Below are 21,715 nucleotides of genomic sequence, written 5' to 3'. Positions count from 1 at the left end.
TATTTTCGAATCCCTGGCGCACTATCGGCGAATTCAGAATGCCGGTTCGTTTCAAAGCCATTAGCACGTTTTTGACAATGGGGACATCAGGCGTCACTTCAAAACCGCGATAAACCTTATTGATTGACTCCCGGCTGGCTTCGCAATCATGAGTTATCTTCGATAACAGCTCAATGTTAAACTGTTTCTCTGACTCAACATTCAAATACATTTTTACGAAATCAGCGATCTGCCCGCCGTCATCGCCTGATCGTTTTCATCCAACCTCGTCCAGATATAGCCAAGTAATTCGAGAAAGAAAATATAGTGTCTGGACTCATCGTTCATATGGTCATTAACATAGTATTTAATCGATGGATGAACGCCGTCACTATTAAAGAACTCCACCAGCTCTCTCACCAGGGTCGTTTCGAAAATGCACACCGCAATGATCTCGAAAATGTCATGGCAGCGCTCAGGTAACCGTTTCATCACCTCTGTAACGGCCACATAGGCGTCAGAATCCGGGTAACTCAGCGCACCGAGATCGGCATCATGTTCTCTAAGTTGATTGATCATATGTCGGGCGATATAAACATGGTAATACTCGTCGATGATGACGGTATAGGCATTCAATTTAATCTGTTCGTCGAATTTGACAGCGAGATCGCCGTAGATAATTTTATTGCATGCTGAGTTAATGAGTTTGATCTCAAGATTAACGATATCATTGAGGTATTTAAACAATGACTGAGTAAGTATTTTCGACTTCCTCTCATTGTCCATGCTGCTCATCATGTCAGCCAAAAATATCGGCTGATTCTCCTCGGGGAAAAATGCGCCAGGAATAGTAAAGTCGATAAATTTACCGGGGCGGGTTCTTATTGATGCGCGCTGTTCCCATTTATCAGTATAGGCGGCAGACAAACCGCCCTTCGAAACCATGGTTTCATTTTCCATAGATATTCTCCAGATGAAGGAATACATGTATTTAAAAAAGTCATGCCGAGCCCGGCCAAATATAAATATTTAGCCGGGGGTCACGCGAAAACGATTATTTATTCTTCAGCTTTGCTTGGGGATGCCACGATACTCAACATAGACAACAATAAGACAACGCCTATCACACTCGCCATCACATAGCTCATTTCCTCCGGCCGCCCGATAAAGACGTAGCTGGCCATCCCCGTGATAGCCACAACCAGCAGCGAGCGCATGCTCATAATATAGGAGGCCGCCACACCGTAAATTTCAGGGTAGACACTCATGGAACGTGCGAACAGCGTCGGATAGCAGATAGAAAACCCGAAGCAGAACAGGCTCATCAGCAGGGTGATCGCCCAAGGCGTTGTCGCCGTCAGTAGAGCTAGAATGCTGACGATGGCTAACGCCATACCGATTTTCTCAGCGCGCCGATCGCCACCAAATGCGGCGATAATACGGGCGGAAAAGAGGCTGGGGATTGAAAATGACGCCACGATAATAAAAAAGTGAACGACAAATGCCGACAGCGAGAACGCAAAGGTTTCACGGTAAAGAAAAGCACTGGAAGCGATGAATACCATATAAGCAGCGAAGAAAAGTGAAGGAATCAACGATAATCGCATGAATTGGAAGCTCGCCGTCAGCCGGGCATAGCTTCCCACAATGGCTTTGAGATCGAATGGCGTTTTTTCTTTCTTCGTTTCCGGCAGGAACAACAATTCCAGCAGTACCGCCGCTGCGGTGATCACCGCGACAACCGCATAGTTTCCTCTCCACCCCCAATGCTCATTAATCCACCCCCCGGCGATTGGCGCTAGCGACATGAAAATCGAGATACAGGCATTAACCAGACCGATCATGCTGTACATGGCCGCCCCTTGATACCGGTCTGCGATGATCGCGTAAGCTACTACCACCGGGGTGCAAGCCCCCAACCCCTGAATAAAGCGGGACAACATCAAAAGATCGATTGAAGTGGCGTAGGTACATCCCAGAGCACCCAACAGCATGATAGCCCCACCGATCAACATGGTTTTTCGTCGACCAATCGACTCTGACAATGGGCCATAAATCAACGCACCAAACACAAACCCCAAGAAGTTATAGGTGATCGTACGCTGAATATGCCCTTCAGAAACACCGAAACTGGCAGCCATATCCGGAAAGCTGGGAACGGACATATCCACTTCAATACACCCAGCCAATAAGGAAACCACAAGGATAAAGGGCAGAGGCACCCACCTTCCTGTCAACATATCCGTACTCCAACAGAACATTAATCCGAATGTTAATAACCATGAACAAACTAGGAGAACAATTGTTATATGTAAATATCACTAATGAATAAAGGATGATAAATAGTGTGTTACGTGAAGAAAATCACATAACAGGAAGAAAAGTAATGAAATTATTCGATGACGGAGGAGGTGGCTACATAAGGCATACTACACAGATAAAAATCATCAACTTAAGATCAACATGAGACATGCTAATGCATTGTTCAGGGCGCGTTCATACCCCATAAAAGAGGGGGCATGCCCCCTCTTCTGCCATGAACTCGTTACATCTCGAGGATGAATTTTTCCAGTTCTCCTGCAAGAGCCGCATCGATATAGCTGGTAGCCCAGCCAAACAGATAAGCGAATGCAAAAATGCCCACCGTCGACGACACCAGCGTCGGCGCGAAAAACGCGGCGATAGCGGAGAGCGTGTAGCCTGCCCCGATGGACAACCCGAGTGCCTCAAGCTGATTACGGAACGCTTTCCAGCTGCCGGTAGAGAAACCCTCGATCGCGGCGTTTATCAGGTCAGCCCCTTTAATCGCCCAGTCCACGCCGGTAAACCCCTTGCCCAATACCCGCGCATTGCGGGCATACTGTTCCGCATCGATCTTTTTCAACCAGGCGACAATCGCCGCTTTATCCTGCGCCTTGAGCTTTTTGTTCAAGCCCTTCGTCAATTGCTCGTAGGTTTTCTCCGCATCCTGCACATTGCGGATATATCTGCCTTGAATTCCTGCCTCCAAATCCTTGGCGAGCTTGGCGTATTTCGCGCCGAGCTTTTCCGCGATATCTTTATTGATGCCGGCGGCCAGGCTGACGCCATCCTTGATGGCTTTTAATTCCGCATTTTGATATTCGACGAAGTCCTTAACGATCGTTTTTACCGAACCTGGAGATTTCACCGGCTTGCCGTTGGCATATTTCACCTCCATGGCATTCAGGTTATCCCCTCTCACCACGGCGATAAACGCGGGCCGGTTCTTATTGGCCTTATAGTAGAGACTGTAGGTCACCATTCCGTCTTGCTTTTCCACCTTCAAATGATGAAAGCCGAAATAACTCCCGGTCGTGCGGGTCGTCGAGAACTCACCGCTTTTACCGTTACCATGCCAGCCGTTGACGGGCCGATCGCGGTGTGAGTCTGTCACGAAACTGCCTAACGAAGAGGCACCGATCTGCCCGGCGTTCAGGCCATTATTACCATCTTTACCGGGGGTTGAGGTCTTGCGTGCATGGCCGGTTTCGATATCCCCAATCGCTACCATTCCTCCCTTGGCGTTGACTCCCATCACCAGTCCCCCCAAGCCAATGTGCTTCGCCTGATCGGCCGTCAGACCGGTGGCAGAAAGGCTCAGCGTGCCGGACGGGCTGACGCTTTCAATACGCAATTGTGCATCCGGGTTGATTCTGCGAGCCGCCTTGATCACCGCCGCCAGCTTCATGCGCAACGCCGGATCGTTTTGGATCGCCGCTATCTGTTGCTGTTCCGGGCTGCTGCCAACACTGGCGCCGCCGCGATCGCCGGAATGGCCTTTATCGCCGCCCCCCGGCTCTGGGCCCGTACCGCGTTCAGAACTCCAATTAGTTCCATCCCCTTTACCACCATAATTAAATCCAGGCATATGCTTTCATCCTTATTTCGTTTTATTTTTAAGATGCCGATATCCTCGTTTAGCGTTCACTAACGCGTGCCTGAGTAATATCGGCAAACCGTTTTTAGCTGCCCGTCATTTATAAAAAACCGCAGAAATAAGGACAACGGATGACGGCTGTCTGGTCGGTGAAACAAATAGGCTCCCTTTTGCAGAGCCTGAATATACCGCCGCAGGTCACGCCTGGGCAGCGGCGGCCTGTTCAGAAGTCATTGGCATACGCCATGAATTGCAATTACAATCATAGCACTTGCAACTAAAAAAGGGTGCTCCGCATGTCGCCTCAACGTATAACACTGCCCGCCGCCTCGGCCAGAACCCAAACCCTGGCCGAAGCCTGTATCCGCAAGATGACCTCCGTCAGCCAAAAAGCCGGCGCCTCGCGCCCTTCTTCCAGCGCCTGGACGGCGCAAACTCTGGACGAACTTAACGCCAGCGGCGACATCTGGCTTATCGACGGCAGAAGGCGCACCGAGCCACCGAGTTCCCACTACGCCACGGCCTGGCCACTCTGGTTTGGCCATCAATCAGAGCGTTATGAGAAGCCGCTATTTTACTTCGTCAATACGCCCTCGGTGGACATGCTGCGCGGGCTTGAGCCGGAAACCAATCGCAAGGGGATTTTCATCAGCGATGCGGATACCGGCAGTGCCGATTTGCCGAAAGGCGTGCAGGCCTGGTTCCCACTTCAGCTCACGGCCATGCCGGACTGGTTGCCTTTCGATCCGGCTAATGCCCGGGAAACCGGCGCGATACTCCATCACTCCCTGCGCGCGCTCTATCTGGAGGGAACGAGGAAGATGGTTTACCTTGCAACCAACGAAGACAATGGCACCTTCTCTTCAGAGGAACCGTTTGTCGCAGAACAGGCGTTCAAGGGAATGTATCGCGTTGCCGCCGCCGCGGACTCGCCGTTGCAGGTTCGTCTGTGCGGCGCCGGCCGAGCGCTCGCCCGCGTTCAGCAGGCGGCCGAGATGTTGAAAAACTGGGGGATTGCGTCTGAAATCTGGAGCTGCCCCAGCTACACGCGGTTGGCGCAGGACGCCGAACTCGCCGACATGCGGCGCCAGGACAGCGGCGGCGAATGCCATCTGAAAACGTGCCTGGGCACCGGGAATGTCCCCGTCGTCGCCGTCACCGACTACTCGCACCTGATTGCCAACCAGCTCAGGCGATTCATTCCCGCACGCTTTGCCGCGGTGGGCTCAGATTCACGGGTGCGCGGCGAAATCCACTACCCGCAGGCGGAATGGATTGCGCTCTGTGCCCTCAAACTGCTGGCCGACGAGCAGAAAATCCCTTCGGCGCTGATCGCCGATGCGCTGCGCGTTCTGCACATCACCACGCCCGATGCCTGATCACTCTCTGGCCAGCTGCATCGCGTTGTCCAACGCGTCGGAGAAGCGTGCGATCTCTTCTTCGCTGAACTGGTTGAGAAAGTGGGTGTTGACCACCGTGCGGTAGATCTCCCACATCTTTTTCCGCAGGGCCTTGCCTTCCTCGGTGATGGTGGCGAAGGAGGCCCGACGATCGTCATCCGATCGAAAACGCGTGACCAGCCGCTCTTTTTCCAGGCGATCCATCAGGCGGGTCAGATTGTAACGCTCAATCACCAACACGTCCGCCAGCTCATGCATGCGGCGCGTGCCGTTTTCCCCGCTTTCCAATCCCCATAACACGTCATACCAGGCGTAAACCGGCAGCCCCGCTTCCGACAACTTCGTCTCTATCTTTCTGATAATCGCCCGATGCGCGCGCACAAAGGAGAACCACAGGTCGGGTTGTTTATCTGTCATGTCATTTTTCTCGTCAAAACCGGTGAGTTGCAATTGCAATTGTAAAGGGATAGAGTGGCTTTCGCCATTATTGCATTTGCAATTCTTGCACTTGCAATTCACTAAATTCCTGTATCGCTAAGCGCCTTATCAGGTAAGTACATTTGGAGCTTTTATGAACCAACCCGCGGTAAAAGCAGATCTTGACCCACAAGAGACGGCTGAATGGCTTGAGGCATTTGAAGGTGTCACCGACATCGACGGCCGTGAACGCGCGCATTTTTTGTTGGAAAGAATGGCCGAAGCCGATCAGCGAAAGCACGGTGATTTCTTCAGCATGGTCACCACGCCCTACGTGAATACGATCCCGGCCTATAAGCAACCGACGTATCCCGGCGATCTGGCCGCTGAAGCGCGCATCAATGCATTTATTCGCTGGAACGCCATGGCGATGGTGCTGCGCGCCGGCAAACACTCCAACGTCGGCGGACATATCGCCACCTACCAGTCGGCCGCGGTGCTTTACGATGTGGGGTTCACGCACTTCTTCCGCGGGCGCACCGATGATTTCGCCGGCGACATGGTGTATATCCAGGGCCATTCCGCCCCCGGCATTTATGGCCGCGCCTATCTCGAAGGCCGCATCGACGAGGAGCAGCTCGACAACTTTCGCCGCGAATCCACACGCCGCGGCCTCTCCTCCTACCCGCACCCGCGGCTAATGCCAGATTTCTGGCAATATCCCACCGTGTCGATGGGACTGGGGCCGCTGACCGCCGCCTACCAAGCGCGCTACATGCGCTATCTGGAATACCGCGAACTGAAACCGCACCAGGGGAGAAAGGTGTGGGCGTTTCTCGGCGACGGCGAGATGGATCAACCGGAATCGCTGGCGGCGATTGCGCTGGGCGGGCGAGAAAAACTCGATAACCTGATCTTCGTCGTGAACTGCAATCTGCAGCGGCTGGATGGCCCCGTGCGCGGCAACGGCAAGATCATTCAGGAGCTGGAAGGCACTTTCAAAGCCGCCGGCTGGCAGGTGATCAAGGTGATCTGGGGCAGCGGCTGGGACAAACTGCTGCAAAAAGACCGCTCCGGGCTGCTGATGCAGCGCATGATGGAGTGCGTCGACGGCGATTACCAAACCTTCAAGTCGCAAAGCGGCGCCTATGTGCGGGAGCATTTCTTCGGCAAGTACCCGGCATTGCTCGAGCTGGTCGCCGACCTGAGCGACGAGGAGATCTGGGCGCTGCACCGCGGCGGCCACGATCCGCAAAAGGTGTACGCCGCCTACCATCAGGCGGTGCATACCACGGGCAGGCCAACGGTGGTGCTGGCCAAGACCGTCAAAGGGTTTGGCATGGGGGAAGCCGGTGAAGGGCAGAACATCAACCACCAGCTGAAAAAAATGAGCCAGGATGCGGTGAAAGCCTTCCGCGACCGTTTAGGGCTGACAATCTCCGACGCCCAACTGGCAGAGATCCCTTACCTGAAGCCCGAGCCCGACAGCGCGGCGGCGAAGTACATCACCGCGACGCGCACCGCGCTGGGCGGCTACATCCCTGCCCGCTTCGGCCAAACCGCCCCGCTGGCGATACCGGAGCTATCGCGCTTCGACGGCCTCCTGAAGGGCAGCGGCGAACGTAACATGTCGACCACCATGGCCTTCGTTAATATCCTCGGCACGCTGCTCAAAGACGCCAACATCGGCAAACTGATCGTGCCCATCGTGCCGGACGAGTCGCGCACGTTCGGTATGGAAGGCCTGTTCCGCCAAATTGGCATCCACTCCTGGCTCGGTCAGCTGTATACCCCGCAAGACGCCGGACAGCTCAGCTACTACAAAGAGGCCAAAGACGGCCAGATTTTGCAGGAAGGCATCAACGAATCCGGCGCGATATCGACCTGGATCGCCGCCGGTACCGCCTACAGCAACCACGATGTCGCGACGATCCCGTTCTATATCTTCTACTCCATGTTCGGACTGCAGCGGGTGGGCGATCTCGCCTGGGCGGCGGCCGACGCACGCACCAAGGGCTTCCTGCTCGGCGCCACCTCCGGCAGAACCACTCTGATGGGCGAAGGCTTGCAGCATGACGACGGCCACAGCCACGTGCTGTCTTCCGTCATTCCCAGCTGCGTCTCCTACGATCCGACCTACGCCTATGAACTCGCGGCGATCGTCCAGAGCGGCATGCACAGGATGTTCGTTGAACAAGAGGATATTTACTACTACATCACCTTGCTTAACGAGGGCTATCCGCAGCCGCCGATGCCGGCGGGCGTGGAGGACGGGATTATCCAGGGGGCATATTTGCTCAAGCAGAGCGAAACGGCAAACCAAGAGAGCCCGCGCGCTCAGCTGGTCGCCAGCGGCGCCATCATGCGCGAGGCACTGGCGGCGGCGGAGCTGTTGGCGGCGGACTTTGGCGTCGCCAGCGATATCTGGAGCGCCACCAGCCTGAGCGAGCTGCGCCGCAACGGCATGGCAGCCGAACGCTGGAACCTGCTGCATCCGGAAGATCCGCCGAAAGTTCCTTATATCCAGAGCCTGCTGGCGACGCACCCCGGCCCGGTGGTGGTGGTGACGGACTATATGAAGATCGTCGGCGATCAGATCAAGCCGTTCTTGCCCGACCGTCCCTTTATCGCCTTGGGCACCGACGGCTTTGGCCGATCGGATACCCGCGAGGCGCTGCGTGAGTTCTTCGAGGTCAACCGCCATTTCATCGCGCTCGCCGCGTTGAAACTGCTGGCTGACGAAGGCCGTATCGCCCGCAGCGAGGTCAACCGCGCCATGGTGCTGTATGGCATCGCCCCCGATAAGCCGGACCCGGCGGCGGTGAAGTAACGTGCAGTCTACCCGCGCCGCCGGCTGTCACCCGCGGCGTTTTTCTTCCTTCGATTCGGCGGTGCGCGGCGCCCGTTCCCCCAGCCGCACCACCGGGATATCCGCCAACCGGGTGGTGTAGGCCGGCGACAGCATGTCGCGCTTCATTTGCCACGGCTTGACGATCCCCTGCCCGGCGAACCACACCCGCCCGCGCCCTTCCTGATTTAGGCGATCGAGGGTCGCCATCAGCCGCTCGCTGTTGCGGCGCGGCGGGCAGTCGTCGAACAGATCGATCTGCGCCATGGCGGCGGCGCTGAAATCCCCCAGCACCACGCCGCCCTTCAGGTAACGCCGCCCTTCCTGCCAGATGTTCTCCAGGGCGCGCACCGCCATGGCGATAATATCGCGGCTATCGTTGCTCGGCGTTTGCAGCCGGGCGGTGCCCATATTGCTGTAATACCCCTCGCCCGCCGAATGCGGGCTGGTTTTGATAAACACCGACACGTTGCGACAGTAGCGCTTTTCCTGCCGCAGCTTTTCGGCGGCGCGTTCGGCATAGCTGCAGATCGCCTCGCGCATGTGCGGGTAATGCGTCAGCCGCTGGCCGAACGAGCGGGAGCAGATGATCTGCTCTTTGGCGGCCGCCTCATCTTCCCACTGCAGGCACGATTCGCCGCGCAGTTCGCGTATCGTGCGCTCCAGCACCACACTGAAGGTTTTACGCGCCAGCCGGGTATCGCAGTCTGCCAGCTGCAACGCGGTGTGAATGCCCATCGCCTGCAGCTGGCGAGTCAGGCGGCGGCCCACGCCCCACACCTCTTCCACCGGGAGCAACGCCAGCAGTTTGCGCTGGCGCGCCGGATCGGATAGATCCACCACACCGCCGGTGCCGCGCCATTTCTTGGCGGCGAAGTTGGCCAGTTTGGCCAACGTTTTGCTCGGCGCAATGCCGACCCCGACCGTCAAATGCAGCTCGCGCCGGATGCGATCGCGCACCCGCTGGCCGAACGGCTCCAGCGCTTCGCAATGCGCTACGCCGTCCAGCCGCAGAAAGGCTTCGTCCAGCGAGTAGATCTCCACCGCCGGCGCCATCTCTTCCAGCGTGTCCATCACCCGGCGGGACATGTCGGCGTACAGCGCGTAGTTGGAGGAGAACACCGCGACGTTGCGGCGACGCATCTCCTCTTTGATTTTGAAATAAGGCGCGCCCATCGGCACGCCCAGCGCCTTCGCCTCGGCGCTGCGGGCGATCACGCAGCCGTCGTTGTTGGACAGCACGATCACCGGCTGCCCGCGCAGATCGGGCCGAAAGATGGTCTCGCAGGAGGCGTAGAAGCTGTTAACGTCCACCAGAGCGAACAGGGTTACCGGGCCGCGTAGACGATAAAGGTCACCACGCCGAAGATCTCCAGCTGCGCCTCGTCGTCGAACACGATCGGCGCGTAGGCGGGATTCATCGGCAACAGCCGCACGTCGGGGTGGCGCTGCAGCTTTTTGACGGTGAATTCGCCGTCCACCGCGGCGATCACGATATTGCCGTGCTCCGGCGTCAGGGCGCTGTCGACGATCAGCAGATCGCCATCCTGGATATTGCCGTCGATCATCGACTCACCGCTGGCGCGCACGAAATAGGTGGCGTTGGGGTGCCGCACCAGCAGCTTGCCGATATCCAGCCTGCTCTCGACATAGTCCTGCGCCGGGGAAGGAAAGCCGCAGGCCACGCGATCGGCAAACAGCGGTAACGTCAGGGGGGTCACCTGGTGAAAAAGCATACAATCTTGAATTGCTCAGCATAATCATAACCAAACTGTATATTTATACAGTAAAGCATAAACAAAACGCGAACGCGTGCAACCCCCTATCCCCCTGCGGATCGCGCTTTCCCGCGTAATATAATAATTTTCTGAGCGATTTTTTTTTACGCCTGCTAAGCGTTTCACCGCCCCTTGCACACACGTTATCCACCAAAACTGTGGATAACCTGATGGGGGTGTCGGCAGAGCGTCATTTCCTTACGTGAGCGGGATCAGGATCCTGTATAATCCCCACACCTGCTAATAAGAATTCACTCCCGTCGGCGCCTCGTCACCGACGGTCACGAGAACGTTATGAACAAGCACCTGCTCCTCGCAGAAACCGACGATATCGAACAGGAATGCCTGTCGCGCCACGCGGTCTGGCAGCGCAACGATCTGGCTCAGGCGCAACAGGATTGGCTGGCGGAAGAAGTGCCGGTCGCCCTGGTGTACAACGGCATTTCCCACGTGGTGATGATGGCGACGCCGAAAGATCTGGCGGCCTTCGCCATCGGTTTTTCGCTGTCCGAAGGCATCATTGCCTCCCCCGACGATATCTACGACATCCGCCAACAGCCGGCCTGCAACGGCATTGAAGTGCATGTGGAACTCTCGAGCCGCCGCTTTATGCAGCTGAAAGAGAAGCGCCGCAGCCTGGCCGGCCGCACCGGCTGCGGCGTCTGCGGGGTGGAGCAGCTGCAGGAGGTCGCCCAGCCCATCGCGCCGCTGCCCTTCACGCAACGCTTCGATTTGGCCCTGCTCGACCGGGCGTTGGCGCAGCTGCAGGAGGTGCAAACGGTGGGGAAACTGACCGGCTGCACCCACGCGGCGGCCTGGATCCAGCCGGACGGCGCACTCAGCGGCGGGTGTGAAGACGTCGGCCGCCACGTGGCGCTCGACAAACTGCTGGGCTACCGCAGCCAACAGGCGTGGCTGCAGGGGGCGGCGCTGGTGTCGAGCCGCGCCAGCTATGAAATGGTGCAAAAATCCGCCATGTGCGGCGTCGAGATCCTGTTCGCCGTTTCCGCCGCCACCCGCCTGGCGGTCGAGGTGGCCGAGCGCAGCAACCTGACGCTGGTGGGCTTCAGCAAGCCGGGGCGCGCTACCGTCTATACGCACCCGCAGCGGCTCTGGCAATCGACGCCGGCGGCCTAACGCCGCCGGACAAGAATCGACTATTCTCAATAGCAGAACACCAGGAAGCCCCACGTCATGATCATTCGCCCGCACCAGAACTGGTTTATTCGCCTGTTCGCCTGGCACGGTTCCGTGCTGTCAAAGATCACCTTTCGTCTGTCGCTGAACGTACTGATGTCGATAGTGGCGGTGATCAGCTATCAATGGTACGAGCAGCTCGGCGTACATTTAACCATCGCGCCGTTCAGCCTGCTGGGTATCGCCATCGCCATTTTTCTCGGCTTTCGCAATAACGCCGGCTACAGCCGCTTTGTCGAAGCGCGCAACCTGTGGGGCTCGCTGCTGATTACCGAGCGATCCCTGCTGCGCCAGATCAAAAGCCTGCTGCCGGACGAACCGGCGGTGCATCAGAAGGTCGCCAAGCTGCTGATCGCCTTCAGCTGGAGCCTGAAGCATCAGCTGCGCGCCACCGATCCGACCGCCGATCTGTACCACAACCTCACCAGCAAAGAGCTGGCGGAAGTGATCGCCAGCCCGATGCCGACCAACCGCATCCTGCTGATGCTGGGCCAGGAGATCGGCAAGCTGCGCCGCCAGGGGCTGCTGAGCGACATCACCTTCGAGCTGCTCGACAACAAGCTGAGCGAACTGTCCCACGCCCTCGGCGGCTGCGAACGGCTCGCCAGCACGCCGGTGCCGTTCGCCTATACCCTGATCCTGCAGCGCACCGTTTACCTGTTCTGCAGCCTGCTGCCTTTTGCCCTGGTGACCGACCTGCATTACATGACACCGTTTGTTTCGGTGTTCATTTCCTATACCTTCTTATCCTGGGACTCACTGGCCGAAGAGCTGGAGGATCCGTTCGGCGTGTCGGCCAACCATCTGCCGTTAAACGCCATCTGCAACACCATCGAGCGCAACCTGCTGGAAATGAACGACCAAAGCCCGCTGCCGCCGCCGATGAAACCCGACGAGCACTTTAATTTGATTTGACCTATTTCACCCGAACACACTGGAGCCGAATGCAATGAATGCAAATAACCACCCGCCACAAGCCGTATTCACGCCGGTGACGCGCCATGCCATCTTCATCGTCGCCACCCTGTCGCCCGTTCCCGCCCATCTGGCGGCGGTGCGCGCCTGGTGCGGCGATATCGCCGCCGTGGTGCGATCGGTCGGCAAACGCGCGCCGGCGGGCAACCTCACCTGCGTCTGCGGCTTCGGCTCCGAAGCCTGGGATACGCTGTTTGGCGCGCCGCGCCCTCGCCAGCTGCATCCGTTCAGCCCGATCGGCAGCGGGGAACGCGTCGCCGTCGCCACGCCCGGCGATATCCTGCTGCATATCCGCGCCGATGAAATGGATCTGTGTTTCGAACTGGCCTCGCAGCTGGTCGGCAAGCTCGGCGACGCCGTGACGGTCATTGAAGAGGTGCACGGCTTCCGTTACTTCGATCAGCGCGCCATGATCGGCTTCGTCGACGGTACGGAGAACCCGGAGGGGCACGAAGCCTTCGACTACACGGTGATCGGCGACGAAGACGCGGCGTTCAGCGGCGGCAGCTATGTGCTGGTGCAAAAATACCTGCATGATATGCAGGGCTGGAACTCGCTCAGCGTGGAAACGCAGGAGAAGATCATCGGCCGCCATAAGCAGTCCAACATCGAGCTGGATGAAGCGGTCAAACCGTCGTCATCACACAGTTCGCTGACCACCATCACCGACGAGCAAGGCAACGAGGTGAAAATTCTGCGCGACAACATGCCGTTCGGCCGCCCCGGCCTGCGCGAATTCGGCACCTACTTTATCGGCTATGCGCGCTCCCCGCAGCCGATCGAGCAGATGCTGGAAAACATGTTTATCGGCCGCCCGGCCGGCAACTACGATCGGCTGCTCGATTTTAGCCACGCGGTGACCGGCACCCTGTTCTTCGTGCCTTCCGCCCCGCTGCTCGAAGCGCTGGCCGACCGCAGCGGCGCCGAACTGCACTGATTTTGCCAGACGCCGGGCCGCAGCGATCAGCCTTTGGTTATCCTGCGGCCCTGCGCATCGATTACCGGCTCCCCATCCTCTTTGCTGAAAGCGCCGCGCTGCGGATCCGGCAGAATATCCAACACCGCCTCCGACGGCCGGCACAGACGCGTACCGAGCGGTGTCACCACAATCGGCCGATTGATCAGGATCGGCTGTTGCAACATGAAGTCGATCAGTTGCTCATCGCTCCAGCCGCTTTCGTCCAGTTTCAGTTCGGCATAAGGCGCGACGTTTTTACGCAGCAGCGCGCGCGGCGTCATGCCCATCTCGGCCAGCAGCGCAATCAACCGTTCGCGGCTGGGAGGCGTTTCCAGATACAAAATCACCTCCGGCTCAACGCCGCTGTTGCGGATCAGCGCCAACGTGTTGCGCGACGTGCCACAGGCCGGGTTGTGAAAAATCTTGATACTGCTCATGACGGTTTCTCCGGTTAAGACAAAACGGACAGCCGCAGCGCCAGCGCGGCCAAGGTGACGAACAGGATTGGCAGCGTCATCACCAGCCCCACGCGAAAATAATAGCCCCAGGTAATGACGATGTTCTTCCTTGCCAATACATGCAGCCACAGCAACGTGGCCAGGCTGCCGATCGGGGTGATTTTGGGGCCGAGATCGCTGCCGATGACGTTGGCGTAAATCATCGCCTGCTTGATGACGCCTTCCGCGCTACTGCCGTCAATTGACAGTGCCCCCACCAGCACCGTCGGCATGTTATTCATGACGGAAGAGAGAAACGCGCTCAGGAAGCCGGCGCCGAACGTCGCCGCCCACAGCCCCTGCCGCGCCAGCGCGTCCAATACGCCGGAAAGCAGCTCAGTCAAGCCGGCATTGCGCAGCCCATAAACCACCAGATACATGCCCAGCGAGAAAATCACGATCTGCCAGGGCGCCCCGCGCAGCACTTTACCGGTATCGATCGCCCGTCCGCGTTTCGCCACCGCCAGCAGAACCAGCGCACCGCAGGCAGCGACCAAACTTACCGGCACACCGAGCGGCTCCAGGGCGAAGAAACCCATCAGCAACAGCGCCAATACCGCCCAGCCGGTTCGGAAAGTCGCACGATCGCGAATCGCATCCTGGGGTATCGGTAAACGCGTCAACGCGTAGCACCGCGGAATATCCTTGCGAAAGAACAGATGCAACATCACCAGGGTCGCCGCCACGGCGGCAACGTTGACCGGCACCATCACCGCCGCATACTCCGTAAAGCCCAGCCGGAAAAAATCCGCCGAAACGATATTCACCAGATTGGACACCACCAGCGGCAGGCTGGCGGTATCGGCGATAAAGCCCGCCGCCATCACGAAAGCCAGCACCGCCGCAGGGCGGAAGCCGAGCGCCGACAGCATGGCGATCACGATCGGCGTAAGGATTAACGCGGCGCCGTCGTTCGCGAACAGCGCCGCCACCACGGCCCCCAGCAGCAGCATGTAGGTAAACAACCATCGGCCTTTGCCGTTGCCCCAGCGCGCGACGTGCAAGGCGGTCCAGGCAAAGAAGCCGCTCTCATCCAGCAGCAGGCTGATGATGATGACGGCGATAAAGGTCGCAGTCGCATTCCAGACTATCTGCCACACCACGGGAATATCGCCGACGTGCACCACGCCGCTCAGTAATGCCAATCCCGCGCCGAACGCCGCGCTCCAGCCGATACCCAGCCCTCTCGGTTGCCAGATCACCAAGGCCAACGTCAGAATAAAGATCGCCCCTGCCACCATCATCGCCGTCTCACTGCCTCTTTAAATTTACATATATGATTTTTCGCATGTGTTTATGCAAAATTTTTATCGTTACGGGCAGCCTTTCGCCACGCGTTGCGCCAACGCCATCATCTGTTCTGGCCGACACTGATAAGCCTGCTCAATAATCCCCGCCGCCCAGGCCGGCATATGCGGCGACAGGCGATAATGTATCCACTTGCCATCGCGCCGATCGAGCAACAGCCCGTTTTCACGCAGCATCGCCAGATGCCTTGAGATTTTGGGTTGCGGCAGCGCCAATGCGCCCGACAGCTCGCACACGCACAGCTCGCCGGCGTGGCGCAGCAACAGCACCAGCGTCAGACGCGTTTCGTCCGACAAGTTTTTAAACAGCCTCAGCGGCGTCAATGACGTCATTTCGCACTCCCGTTAACCTTTCTCTTCTCCACAAATCGCTTGTGAAGATACCATCTTCATATTCGAAAAAACAAATATAAAACGCAGACGTTGTCCCTCTCGCCGAGGCATATACTTATCGTTATGCTGTTCTTGCAGGAAGGAGGCACCATGCCGCTCACATTCAAACGTTCGGAAAGGCTCTCCATCGGCACCGAAATAGAGCTGCAGCTGGTCGATGACGAGCGCTACGATCTCACCGATCGGGCCGATCGGGCCGATCGGGTGGTCAGCGCGGTCGGCGATCGCCGGCGCGTCAAACATGAGCTCACCAAATCGATGGTGGAGCTGAACAGCTCGGTGCATCGCGATCTCGATGAGCTGCACGCCGAGCTGCGCGCCCTGACGGAAACCGTCCGGCGCAGCGCACAGCGCCAGAGCTGCGACGTCTGCGGCGGCGGCCGCCATCTCAGCAACGACTGGCGCAAGCAGGTCATCAGCGACAGCGCGCGCTACAGGCAGTTGGCCAGCCGCTTTGGCTATCTCTCCAAGCTGGCCTGCGTGTTCGGCCAACACATCCACCTCGGCGTCAACGACGGGGACGAGGCAATGTACCTGTGCCATGCGCTGACGCCCTATTTTCCGCAGCTGATCGCGCTCAGCGCTTCGTCGCCGCTGTATCAGGGCGTCGACACGCACTTTGCCAGCTCCCGTTTCAGCGCCCAGAATTCCTTCCCCAACTACGGGTGCCTGGAACACATCTACAGCTGGTGCGAATTCAACGCCTACTACGAACGGCTGAACGCCGCCGGCGTGATTGAAAACGTCAAGGATATTTACTGGGATGCGCGGCCGAAACCGGAGCTGGGTACGGTGGAGATCCGCATCTGCGATACGCCGCTGCGCCTCTCGCATGCCGTGCGGCTGGTCGGTTACTGCCGTCTGCTGGCTGATTTTCTGTTGCGGCGCAGGACGCCGATCGCGCCGGAATACGATGCCTTCACCCATTACAACAAGATCAACGCCTATCGCAGCGGTTTCGCCGCCGAATACGTCGATTCCGCGACGCTGCGCCGCAGCAGCCTGACCGCCCACATCCTGCACACGCTCGAAGCGCTGAGCAGTTGCGCCGAGCGACAGGAGGATCGGGCCGTGCTGCAGGCGATCGAGCGCCATGTCCGCCAGGGCATCAGCGATTCGGAGCATATCCGTCAGATGTTGCACAACGGCCTGCCGCAGGCTCAGGTGATCAAGCGCCTGTGCGACGAGCTGTTGCAACCGGCAAGTTAAGTTTCAGCTATCGATTCCATACGCTAAAGCCACTGTTCATTATGTGCTCTTTCGCTACAATCGTGAGCACTGACATTCACCGTATCGAGGACACCATGTACAACTTCTCCCGCTATCAGGCAAAAGAACTGGCGCTGGCTTACATGAGCGGCAAAAAACACGATCTGTCGCCGCAAGAGTTTTTGCAGCAGCTGAAAAGCAGCGAACGTTCGTTTGAGCACCTGCTGAAACACGGCAGCGAAATGCCGCGTGACCTGCTGGTTAAAAGCTTCTGAACGGCCGGTCGCCGGCCACTTTTCCTCTACGCCGCCGGTGGCGAGCCTGACAGGCCCGCGCATTCCCGGCCGTTCATCCCCCACTGCTCGCCCAGCCTCGTTTCGTCCCCACAGGCGAAAACCTGATAAATTCGCATCCACAGGCGAATTATTGACATATTCGCATCCAGGTGCGAATTTATAGTCATCCCTCGGCAAACAACGGAACACGCCATGCCAACGCCAATCAGCGTTATCAGCGGCGATCTGGTCGATTCTCGCCGGTCAGACACCGCCAACTACCTCAATGGGCTGCATAGCCTGCTCGATCGGCTGCGGCGCGACGGGCGGCTGCATCAGGTGGAAATCTTTCGCGGCGATGCCTTCCAGGCGCAGGCCGCCCCGGAGGACGGGCTGCTGCTGGCGGTGTACATTCGCCTCGCGCTGCGGGCAATGGGTGCCGCGCACTGGGATGCGCGCATCGCCATCGGGCTGGGCAGCCAACGGCCCGACGCCGCCGGTTACGGCAGCGCCTTTATCAATTCCGGCAGCGCGCTGGACGCCATGGCAAAAAATTGCCGGCTGGCTCTGAAAACCGACAACGATCGGACAAACGCCATTGTCAGCGATCTGCTGCCGATGTTAGATCATGTGATTGGCCGCCTGTCACAGGCCGAAGCGCGCATCGTTCAGGCGAGAATGTTCGCCGACAGTGGCGTCGCCGTGGCGGACCAGCTGCAGAAAGCCGCCTCCACGGTCTCCGCCGCGCTGAAACGCGCGGCCTACGAGGAAATCATGCGGTTTATTCACGCCATTAACAGGATCGTCTGACTATGGATCTGACCTACGCGCCTTTGCTGGCCTGGCTGTTGCTCGTCCACCTGCTGGCGGATTTTCCGCTGCAGCCGCTGAGTTGGGTGGAAGATAAAATCCAACAGCGCGCACGTTCACGTTTTCTGGTGTTGCACGCGTTGCTGCACGGGGTGCTGGCCGCCTGGGTGGTGGCCGGTTTCGGCCTGCTGCACGGCGGGCTTTCCTCACTTCAGGTGCTGGCCAGCCTGCTGGTCATCGCCGTCAGCCACTACCTGATCGATCTGCTGAAAGTCACCGCGATGAGCCGCCTGAGCCCGGCCCGCAGTTTCCTGCTCGATCAGGGATTGCATCTGGCGGTGATCGCCTTGCTGTGGCTGGGGCTGACGCCGAACGCCGGTGAACTGCTCGCTGCACTGGGGCGGCAACTGGGGCGCTGGCAAACCGGCCTGGTGCTGGTGGCCTACAGTCTGATCTATCTGCCGATGAGTCTGCTGATCGGGCAGCTGCTGGCGCGCTGGACGCCGCAAATGCCGCCTTCGGCCAAGGCCGACAACGACTCGCTGCTGCGCGCGGGCAAACAGATTGGCTATCTGGAGAGAACGCTGATCCTGACTTTTGTGCTGCTGGGGCAAATCCCGGCGATCGGCTTTTTGCTGGCGGCCAAATCTATCTTCCGTTTCGGCGATCTGCGCCAGAGCGACGATAAGATGCGCACCGAGTATGTGCTGCTCGGCACGCTGTTTTCCTTCACGCTGACCATCATGCTTGGCCTGTTGGTCAACAAACTGCTGTAGGTGTAGGGGTGCGGGGGCGAAGAATTTCGCCCCCGAAGTGAACGCCGAGGCGGCTTAGAGCCACTCGCCGAAGCGGCGGATATAGAAACGCTTCATCAACTGCGCGACCACGCAGTAGCTGACCAGCGTAGCGGCCAACCACGGGAAGTATTCCCACGGCAGCGGCTGCAGGCCAACCAGGGCGCCGAGCGGCGAGAACGGAATGTAGATGCCGAGCGCCATCACCAACCCGGTGGTCAGCAACACCGGCAGCGCCGCGGTGCTCTGAATGAACGGGATCTTCTGGGTGCGCAGCATATGCACCACCAGCGTTTGCGACAGCAGCCCCTCAATGAACCAGCCGGACTGGAACAGCGCCTGGTGTTCCACGCTGTTGGCGGCGAACACGTACCACATCAACGCATACGTCGTGATATCGAAGATTGACGAGGTCGGCCCAATCCACAGCATAAAGCGCCCGATGTTTTTGGAGTCCCACTTGCGCGGCTTGCGCAGGAACTCTTTATCCATCTTGTCCCACGGCAGCGACAGCTGAGAAATGTCGTACATCAGGTTTTGAATCAACAGGTGGATCGCCAGCATCGGCAGGAACGGGATGAAGGCGCTGGCCACCAGCACCGAGAACACGTTGCCGAAGTTGGAGCTGGCGGTCATGTTCAGGTACTTGATGATATTGCCGAAGGTCTCGCGCCCTTTGATCACCCCCTCTTCCAGCACCATCAGGTTCTTTTCCAACAGGATGATGTCCGCCGACTCCTTGGCGATGTCGGTGCCGGTGTCGACCGAAATGCCGACGTCGGCGTCGCGCAGCGCCGGCGCATCGTTGATGCCGTCGCCGAGGAAACCGACGGTATGGCCGTTGGCCTGCAGCATTTTCAGCACCCGCGATTTTTGCAGCGGCGTCAGCTTGGTGAAGACCGTGCGCTGCTCCACTTCGCGCGCCAGTTCTTCGTCATCCATCTGCTCAATTCGCAGCCCGGAGAGCGGTTCACCCGGCTCCAGCCCAACGTCGCGGCAAATCTTGCAGGTGATCACCGGGTTGTCGCCGGTCAGCACCTTCACCGTCACGCCGTTTTCCTGCAGCGCGGCGATCGCCTGCTGCGCGCTCTCCTTCGGCGGATCGAGGAAGGTCAGCAGCCCTTGCACCACCATGTCGCGCTCGTCGGCCACGCTCAGCGGGTCGGCCGGGCGTTGCGCATCCAGCTCGCGCGTCGCCAGCACCAGCACGCGGAAACCGTCTTCGTTATACTCGCGGGCCAGCGCCTGCAGCGCCGCACGGCGCGCGTCGTCCAGTTCCAGCGTCTTGTCGCCTTCGCGCACGTGAGTGGCGATCTCCAGCATCTCCTCTACCGCGCCCTTACAGATCAGCTGCTGCTTGCCATTTTCGTCCGCCACCACGATCGACAGCCGGCGGCGCACGAAGTCGAACGGCAGCTCATCCACCTTGCTGAAACGGCCCAGGGCTTCGATCCCCGGTTTGCCGCGCCCGAAGCGGATCACCGCCTGGTCCATCAGGTTCTTCATGCCGCTCTGATGGAAGCTGTTCAGCCAGGCCAGGTGCAGCACCTCGTTATCCCTGGCGCCAGTGACGTCGATGTGGTGCTCGAGAATGATGCGATCCTGGGTCAGGGTGCCGGTCTTGTCGGTGCAGAGCACGTCCATGGCGCCGAAGTTCTGAATGGCGTTCAGGCGCTTCACCACCACCTTGCGGCGCGACATGGCGATCGCCCCTTTGGCCAGGTTGGAGCTGACGATCATCGGCAGCATTTCCGGCGTCAGGCCGACCGCCACCGCCAGTGCGAACAGCGCCGCCTCGCTCCAGTCGCCTTTGGTGAAGCCGTTGATCAGCAACACCACCGGCACCATCACCAGCATGAAGCGAATCAGCAACCAGCTGACGCTGTTCACCCCGCGATCGAACGCGGTTTGCGCCCGCGAACCGACGATCGACTTGGCCAGCGAGCCGAAGTAAGTGCGTCCGCCGGTCGCCACCACCACCGCCGTGGCGGTGCCGCTGGCGACGTTGGTGCCCATCAGGCAGATATTGGAGAGCTCAAGCAGCGCGTTCTCGCTGGATACCTCCCCGTCGCTCGACTTCTGCGCCACGTTGCCCATCGCATCGTATTTCTCGATGGGGATCGCTTCGCCGGTCAAAATCGCCTGGCTGATGAACAGATCGCGCGAGGCGATAAGACGCACGTCGGCCGGCACCATGTCACCGGCGGAGAGCTGAATGATATCCCCCGGCACCAGTTCACGGATCGGCACTTCCAGCGTCAGCGGATGCGCGCTGTAGCTGCTGCGGCGCAGCACCGTGGCGGTGGTGCGCACCATCGACTTCAGCGCTTCCGCCGCTTTGTTGGTGCGGTATTCCTGCCAAAAACGCAGCAGCCCGCTCAACGTGACCATGGTCAGAATGATAATAACGCCGGTGAGTTCAGTTTCTTCACCGCTCTGGCGCGGCAACCAATAATCGGTAAAGAAACTGATCGCAGCCAGCACCATCAGCACGAAGATAAACGGGTTGTTAAAGGCCTTGATCAGCTGAATCAAAGCATGCGGCGCCTTGTCGTGGGCGACCTGGTTGGCGCCGAACTGCTCCAACCGCTCATCGGCGTCGTCCTGGGTCAAGCCGTTGCGGTTGCACTTAAGGTTCGCCAGCGTTTGGGCGATGCTGTTAGTCGCCTCTTGCGCAATGGCGTAGGTCACCGCGTCTTTATCACGGCGACGCGTTCTTTCATTAATCTGAGTCATAACGCTATTCTCTTATTTTCGTTCTGCGCACAGGGATATCCCGCCCGATAAACAGGTGACTCTGCGCAGAGTGGAATTTTTTAATTAGCGTGACTGAATAGCGTGATTACCCTGTCAGCCACGCAGAAATCATTTCCCTTCCGGGGTCATCGTCCATAACGCCTCCTTAATGCTCCGCGTTATTCAGGCGTGCCTGAATAAACCTGAACATATAATCAAGTTAGTAAATATTTATATAAATTAA

Annotated in this window: 19 protein-coding genes; 9 read left to right on the top strand and 10 right to left on the bottom strand. The window is 58.6% G+C overall.

The annotated features are described in order from the left end of the window. Window positions 1–213 precede the first annotated feature (213 nt). The 3 genes from GF111_RS22985 to GF111_RS26725 all read right to left on the bottom strand — a co-directional run bounded on the left by GF111_RS22985 (window position 214) and on the right by GF111_RS26725 (window position 3,868). On the bottom strand, window positions 214–939 hold the full coding sequence (locus GF111_RS22985; protein WP_053056863.1) for a diiron oxygenase: 726 nt from the start codon (window positions 937–939) through the stop codon (window positions 214–216). Between the two features lie 98 nt (window positions 940–1,037). Then, the gene (locus GF111_RS22980) at window positions 1,038–2,201 is read right to left on the bottom strand and encodes an MFS transporter (protein ID WP_162420010.1); all 1,164 of its coding nucleotides are present in this window, start codon (window positions 2,199–2,201) and stop codon (window positions 1,038–1,040) included. 323 nt (window positions 2,202–2,524) lie between these two features. Further along, on the bottom strand, window positions 2,525–3,868 hold the full coding sequence (locus GF111_RS26725) for a colicin-like pore-forming protein (protein WP_304622109.1): 1,344 nt from the start codon (window positions 3,866–3,868) through the stop codon (window positions 2,525–2,527). A gap of 305 nt (window positions 3,869–4,173) precedes the next feature. Between GF111_RS26725 and GF111_RS22965 the strand changes: the two genes are divergently transcribed. Continuing rightward, window positions 4,174–5,256 carry a hypothetical protein gene (locus tag GF111_RS22965; RefSeq protein WP_047730425.1) on the top strand — a complete coding sequence of 361 codons (1,083 nt, stop codon included), beginning with the start codon at window positions 4,174–4,176 and terminating at the stop codon, window positions 5,254–5,256. Here the strand turns inward: GF111_RS22965 and GF111_RS22960 are convergent, their stop codons facing one another. Continuing rightward, complete coding sequence (locus GF111_RS22960; RefSeq protein ID WP_047730898.1) at window positions 5,257–5,694, bottom strand: MarR family winged helix-turn-helix transcriptional regulator; 438 nt, start codon at window positions 5,692–5,694, stop codon at window positions 5,257–5,259. Between the two features lie 154 nt (window positions 5,695–5,848). On the opposite strand from GF111_RS22960, the gene aceE reads away from it, so the two are divergent. Then, complete coding sequence (gene aceE, locus GF111_RS22955) at window positions 5,849–8,524, top strand: pyruvate dehydrogenase (acetyl-transferring), homodimeric type (RefSeq protein ID WP_047730424.1); 2,676 nt, start codon at window positions 5,849–5,851, stop codon at window positions 8,522–8,524. Window positions 8,525–8,551: 27 nt separating this feature from the next. Here aceE and umuC read toward each other — a convergent pair whose 3' ends face one another. Continuing rightward, window positions 8,552–9,868, bottom strand: a complete 1,317-nt coding sequence (gene umuC / locus GF111_RS22950; RefSeq protein ID WP_047730423.1) for a translesion error-prone DNA polymerase V subunit UmuC — start codon at window positions 9,866–9,868, stop codon at window positions 8,552–8,554. Window positions 9,869–9,870: 2 nt separating this feature from the next. Then, window positions 9,871–10,278, bottom strand: coding sequence for a translesion error-prone DNA polymerase V autoproteolytic subunit (gene umuD, locus GF111_RS22945; RefSeq protein WP_147190620.1), 408 nt, complete (start codon window positions 10,276–10,278; stop codon window positions 9,871–9,873). A 336-nt stretch (window positions 10,279–10,614) separates the two neighbouring features. Here umuD and fdhD point away from each other — a divergent pair, with 336 nt between their 5' ends. Genes fdhD through GF111_RS22930 form a run of 3 tightly spaced genes read left to right on the top strand, consistent with a single transcriptional unit; the run spans window position 10,615 to window position 13,429 of the window. Beyond that, entirely contained in the window at window positions 10,615–11,457 is an 843-nt protein-coding gene (gene fdhD / locus GF111_RS22940) for a formate dehydrogenase accessory sulfurtransferase FdhD (protein ID WP_038876693.1), read from the top strand. A gap of 57 nt (window positions 11,458–11,514) precedes the next feature. After that, window positions 11,515–12,432: a bestrophin family protein gene (locus GF111_RS22935; RefSeq protein ID WP_038876691.1), complete on the top strand. Its 918-nt coding sequence runs from the start codon at window positions 11,515–11,517 to the stop codon at window positions 12,430–12,432. 34 nt (window positions 12,433–12,466) lie between these two features. After that, a complete protein-coding gene (locus tag GF111_RS22930) occupies window positions 12,467–13,429 on the top strand; it encodes a Dyp-type peroxidase (RefSeq protein WP_047730421.1) in 963 nt (320 codons plus the stop codon). A 26-nt stretch (window positions 13,430–13,455) separates the two neighbouring features. On the opposite strand, the gene arsC is transcribed toward GF111_RS22930, so the two are convergent. The 3 genes from arsC to GF111_RS22915 all read right to left on the bottom strand — a co-directional run bounded on the left by arsC (window position 13,456) and on the right by GF111_RS22915 (window position 15,587). Continuing rightward, window positions 13,456–13,887 carry an arsenate reductase (glutaredoxin) gene (gene arsC / locus GF111_RS22925; RefSeq protein WP_047730420.1) on the bottom strand — a complete coding sequence of 144 codons (432 nt, stop codon included), beginning with the start codon at window positions 13,885–13,887 and terminating at the stop codon, window positions 13,456–13,458. A 14-nt stretch (window positions 13,888–13,901) separates the two neighbouring features. After that, complete coding sequence (locus GF111_RS22920; protein ID WP_055312251.1) at window positions 13,902–15,191, bottom strand: arsenic transporter; 1,290 nt, start codon at window positions 15,189–15,191, stop codon at window positions 13,902–13,904. Between the two features lie 69 nt (window positions 15,192–15,260). Continuing rightward, window positions 15,261–15,587 carry a metalloregulator ArsR/SmtB family transcription factor gene (locus tag GF111_RS22915; RefSeq protein ID WP_038876678.1) on the bottom strand — a complete coding sequence of 109 codons (327 nt, stop codon included), beginning with the start codon at window positions 15,585–15,587 and terminating at the stop codon, window positions 15,261–15,263. 150 nt (window positions 15,588–15,737) lie between these two features. Between GF111_RS22915 and GF111_RS22910 the strand changes: the two genes are divergently transcribed. The 4 genes from GF111_RS22910 to GF111_RS22895 all read left to right on the top strand — a co-directional run bounded on the left by GF111_RS22910 (window position 15,738) and on the right by GF111_RS22895 (window position 18,717). After that, window positions 15,738–16,856: a YbdK family carboxylate-amine ligase gene (locus GF111_RS22910; protein WP_055312252.1), complete on the top strand. Its 1,119-nt coding sequence runs from the start codon at window positions 15,738–15,740 to the stop codon at window positions 16,854–16,856. A gap of 95 nt (window positions 16,857–16,951) precedes the next feature. Then, window positions 16,952–17,131, top strand: a complete 180-nt coding sequence (locus GF111_RS22905) for a hypothetical protein (RefSeq protein ID WP_038876673.1) — start codon at window positions 16,952–16,954, stop codon at window positions 17,129–17,131. Window positions 17,132–17,344: 213 nt separating this feature from the next. Further along, window positions 17,345–17,941: a hypothetical protein gene (locus GF111_RS22900; protein ID WP_147190622.1), complete on the top strand. Its 597-nt coding sequence runs from the start codon at window positions 17,345–17,347 to the stop codon at window positions 17,939–17,941. Window positions 17,942–17,943: 2 nt separating this feature from the next. After that, window positions 17,944–18,717: a DUF3307 domain-containing protein gene (locus GF111_RS22895; RefSeq protein WP_038876670.1), complete on the top strand. Its 774-nt coding sequence runs from the start codon at window positions 17,944–17,946 to the stop codon at window positions 18,715–18,717. A gap of 54 nt (window positions 18,718–18,771) precedes the next feature. Here the strand turns inward: GF111_RS22895 and mgtA are convergent, their stop codons facing one another. Beyond that, complete coding sequence (mgtA, locus tag GF111_RS22890) at window positions 18,772–21,471, bottom strand: magnesium-translocating P-type ATPase (protein ID WP_038876668.1); 2,700 nt, start codon at window positions 21,469–21,471, stop codon at window positions 18,772–18,774. Window positions 21,472–21,715 lie beyond the last annotated feature (244 nt).

Origin of the sequence: Serratia sp. HRI, assembly GCF_010119335.3 — a bacterium.
GTDB classification, from domain to species: domain Bacteria; phylum Pseudomonadota; class Gammaproteobacteria; order Enterobacterales; family Enterobacteriaceae; genus Serratia; species Serratia nevei.
The sequence above is the reverse complement of the archived record's forward strand: the minus strand, read 5'-3'. Positions and strand labels throughout refer to the sequence as shown.

Coding starts and splice junctions, on each gene's coding strand:
- arsC (WP_047730420.1), bottom strand. CDS start 13,887: ATGAGCAGTATCAAGATTTTTCACAACCCGGCCTGTGGCACGTCGCGC.
- GF111_RS22920 (WP_055312251.1), bottom strand. CDS start 15,191: ATGATGGTGGCAGGGGCGATCTTTATTCTGACGTTGGCCTTGGTGATC.
- fdhD (WP_038876693.1), top strand. CDS start 10,615: ATGAACAAGCACCTGCTCCTCGCAGAAACCGACGATATCGAACAGGAA.
- GF111_RS22985 (WP_053056863.1), bottom strand. CDS start 939: ATGGAAAATGAAACCATGGTTTCGAAGGGCGGTTTGTCTGCCGCCTAT.
- GF111_RS22910 (WP_055312252.1), top strand. CDS start 15,738: ATGCCGCTCACATTCAAACGTTCGGAAAGGCTCTCCATCGGCACCGAA.
- GF111_RS22965 (WP_047730425.1), top strand. CDS start 4,174: ATGTCGCCTCAACGTATAACACTGCCCGCCGCCTCGGCCAGAACCCAA.
- GF111_RS22915 (WP_038876678.1), bottom strand. CDS start 15,587: ATGACGTCATTGACGCCGCTGAGGCTGTTTAAAAACTTGTCGGACGAA.
- umuD (WP_147190620.1), bottom strand. CDS start 10,278: ATGCTTTTTCACCAGGTGACCCCCCTGACGTTACCGCTGTTTGCCGAT.
- GF111_RS22960 (WP_047730898.1), bottom strand. CDS start 5,694: ATGACAGATAAACAACCCGACCTGTGGTTCTCCTTTGTGCGCGCGCAT.
- GF111_RS22930 (WP_047730421.1), top strand. CDS start 12,467: ATGAATGCAAATAACCACCCGCCACAAGCCGTATTCACGCCGGTGACG.
- GF111_RS26725 (WP_304622109.1), bottom strand. CDS start 3,868: ATGCCTGGATTTAATTATGGTGGTAAAGGGGATGGAACTAATTGGAGT.
- GF111_RS22895 (WP_038876670.1), top strand. CDS start 17,944: ATGGATCTGACCTACGCGCCTTTGCTGGCCTGGCTGTTGCTCGTCCAC.
- aceE (WP_047730424.1), top strand. CDS start 5,849: ATGAACCAACCCGCGGTAAAAGCAGATCTTGACCCACAAGAGACGGCT.
- GF111_RS22900 (WP_147190622.1), top strand. CDS start 17,345: ATGCCAACGCCAATCAGCGTTATCAGCGGCGATCTGGTCGATTCTCGC.
- GF111_RS22935 (WP_038876691.1), top strand. CDS start 11,515: ATGATCATTCGCCCGCACCAGAACTGGTTTATTCGCCTGTTCGCCTGG.
- GF111_RS22905 (WP_038876673.1), top strand. CDS start 16,952: ATGTACAACTTCTCCCGCTATCAGGCAAAAGAACTGGCGCTGGCTTAC.
- mgtA (WP_038876668.1), bottom strand. CDS start 21,471: ATGACTCAGATTAATGAAAGAACGCGTCGCCGTGATAAAGACGCGGTG.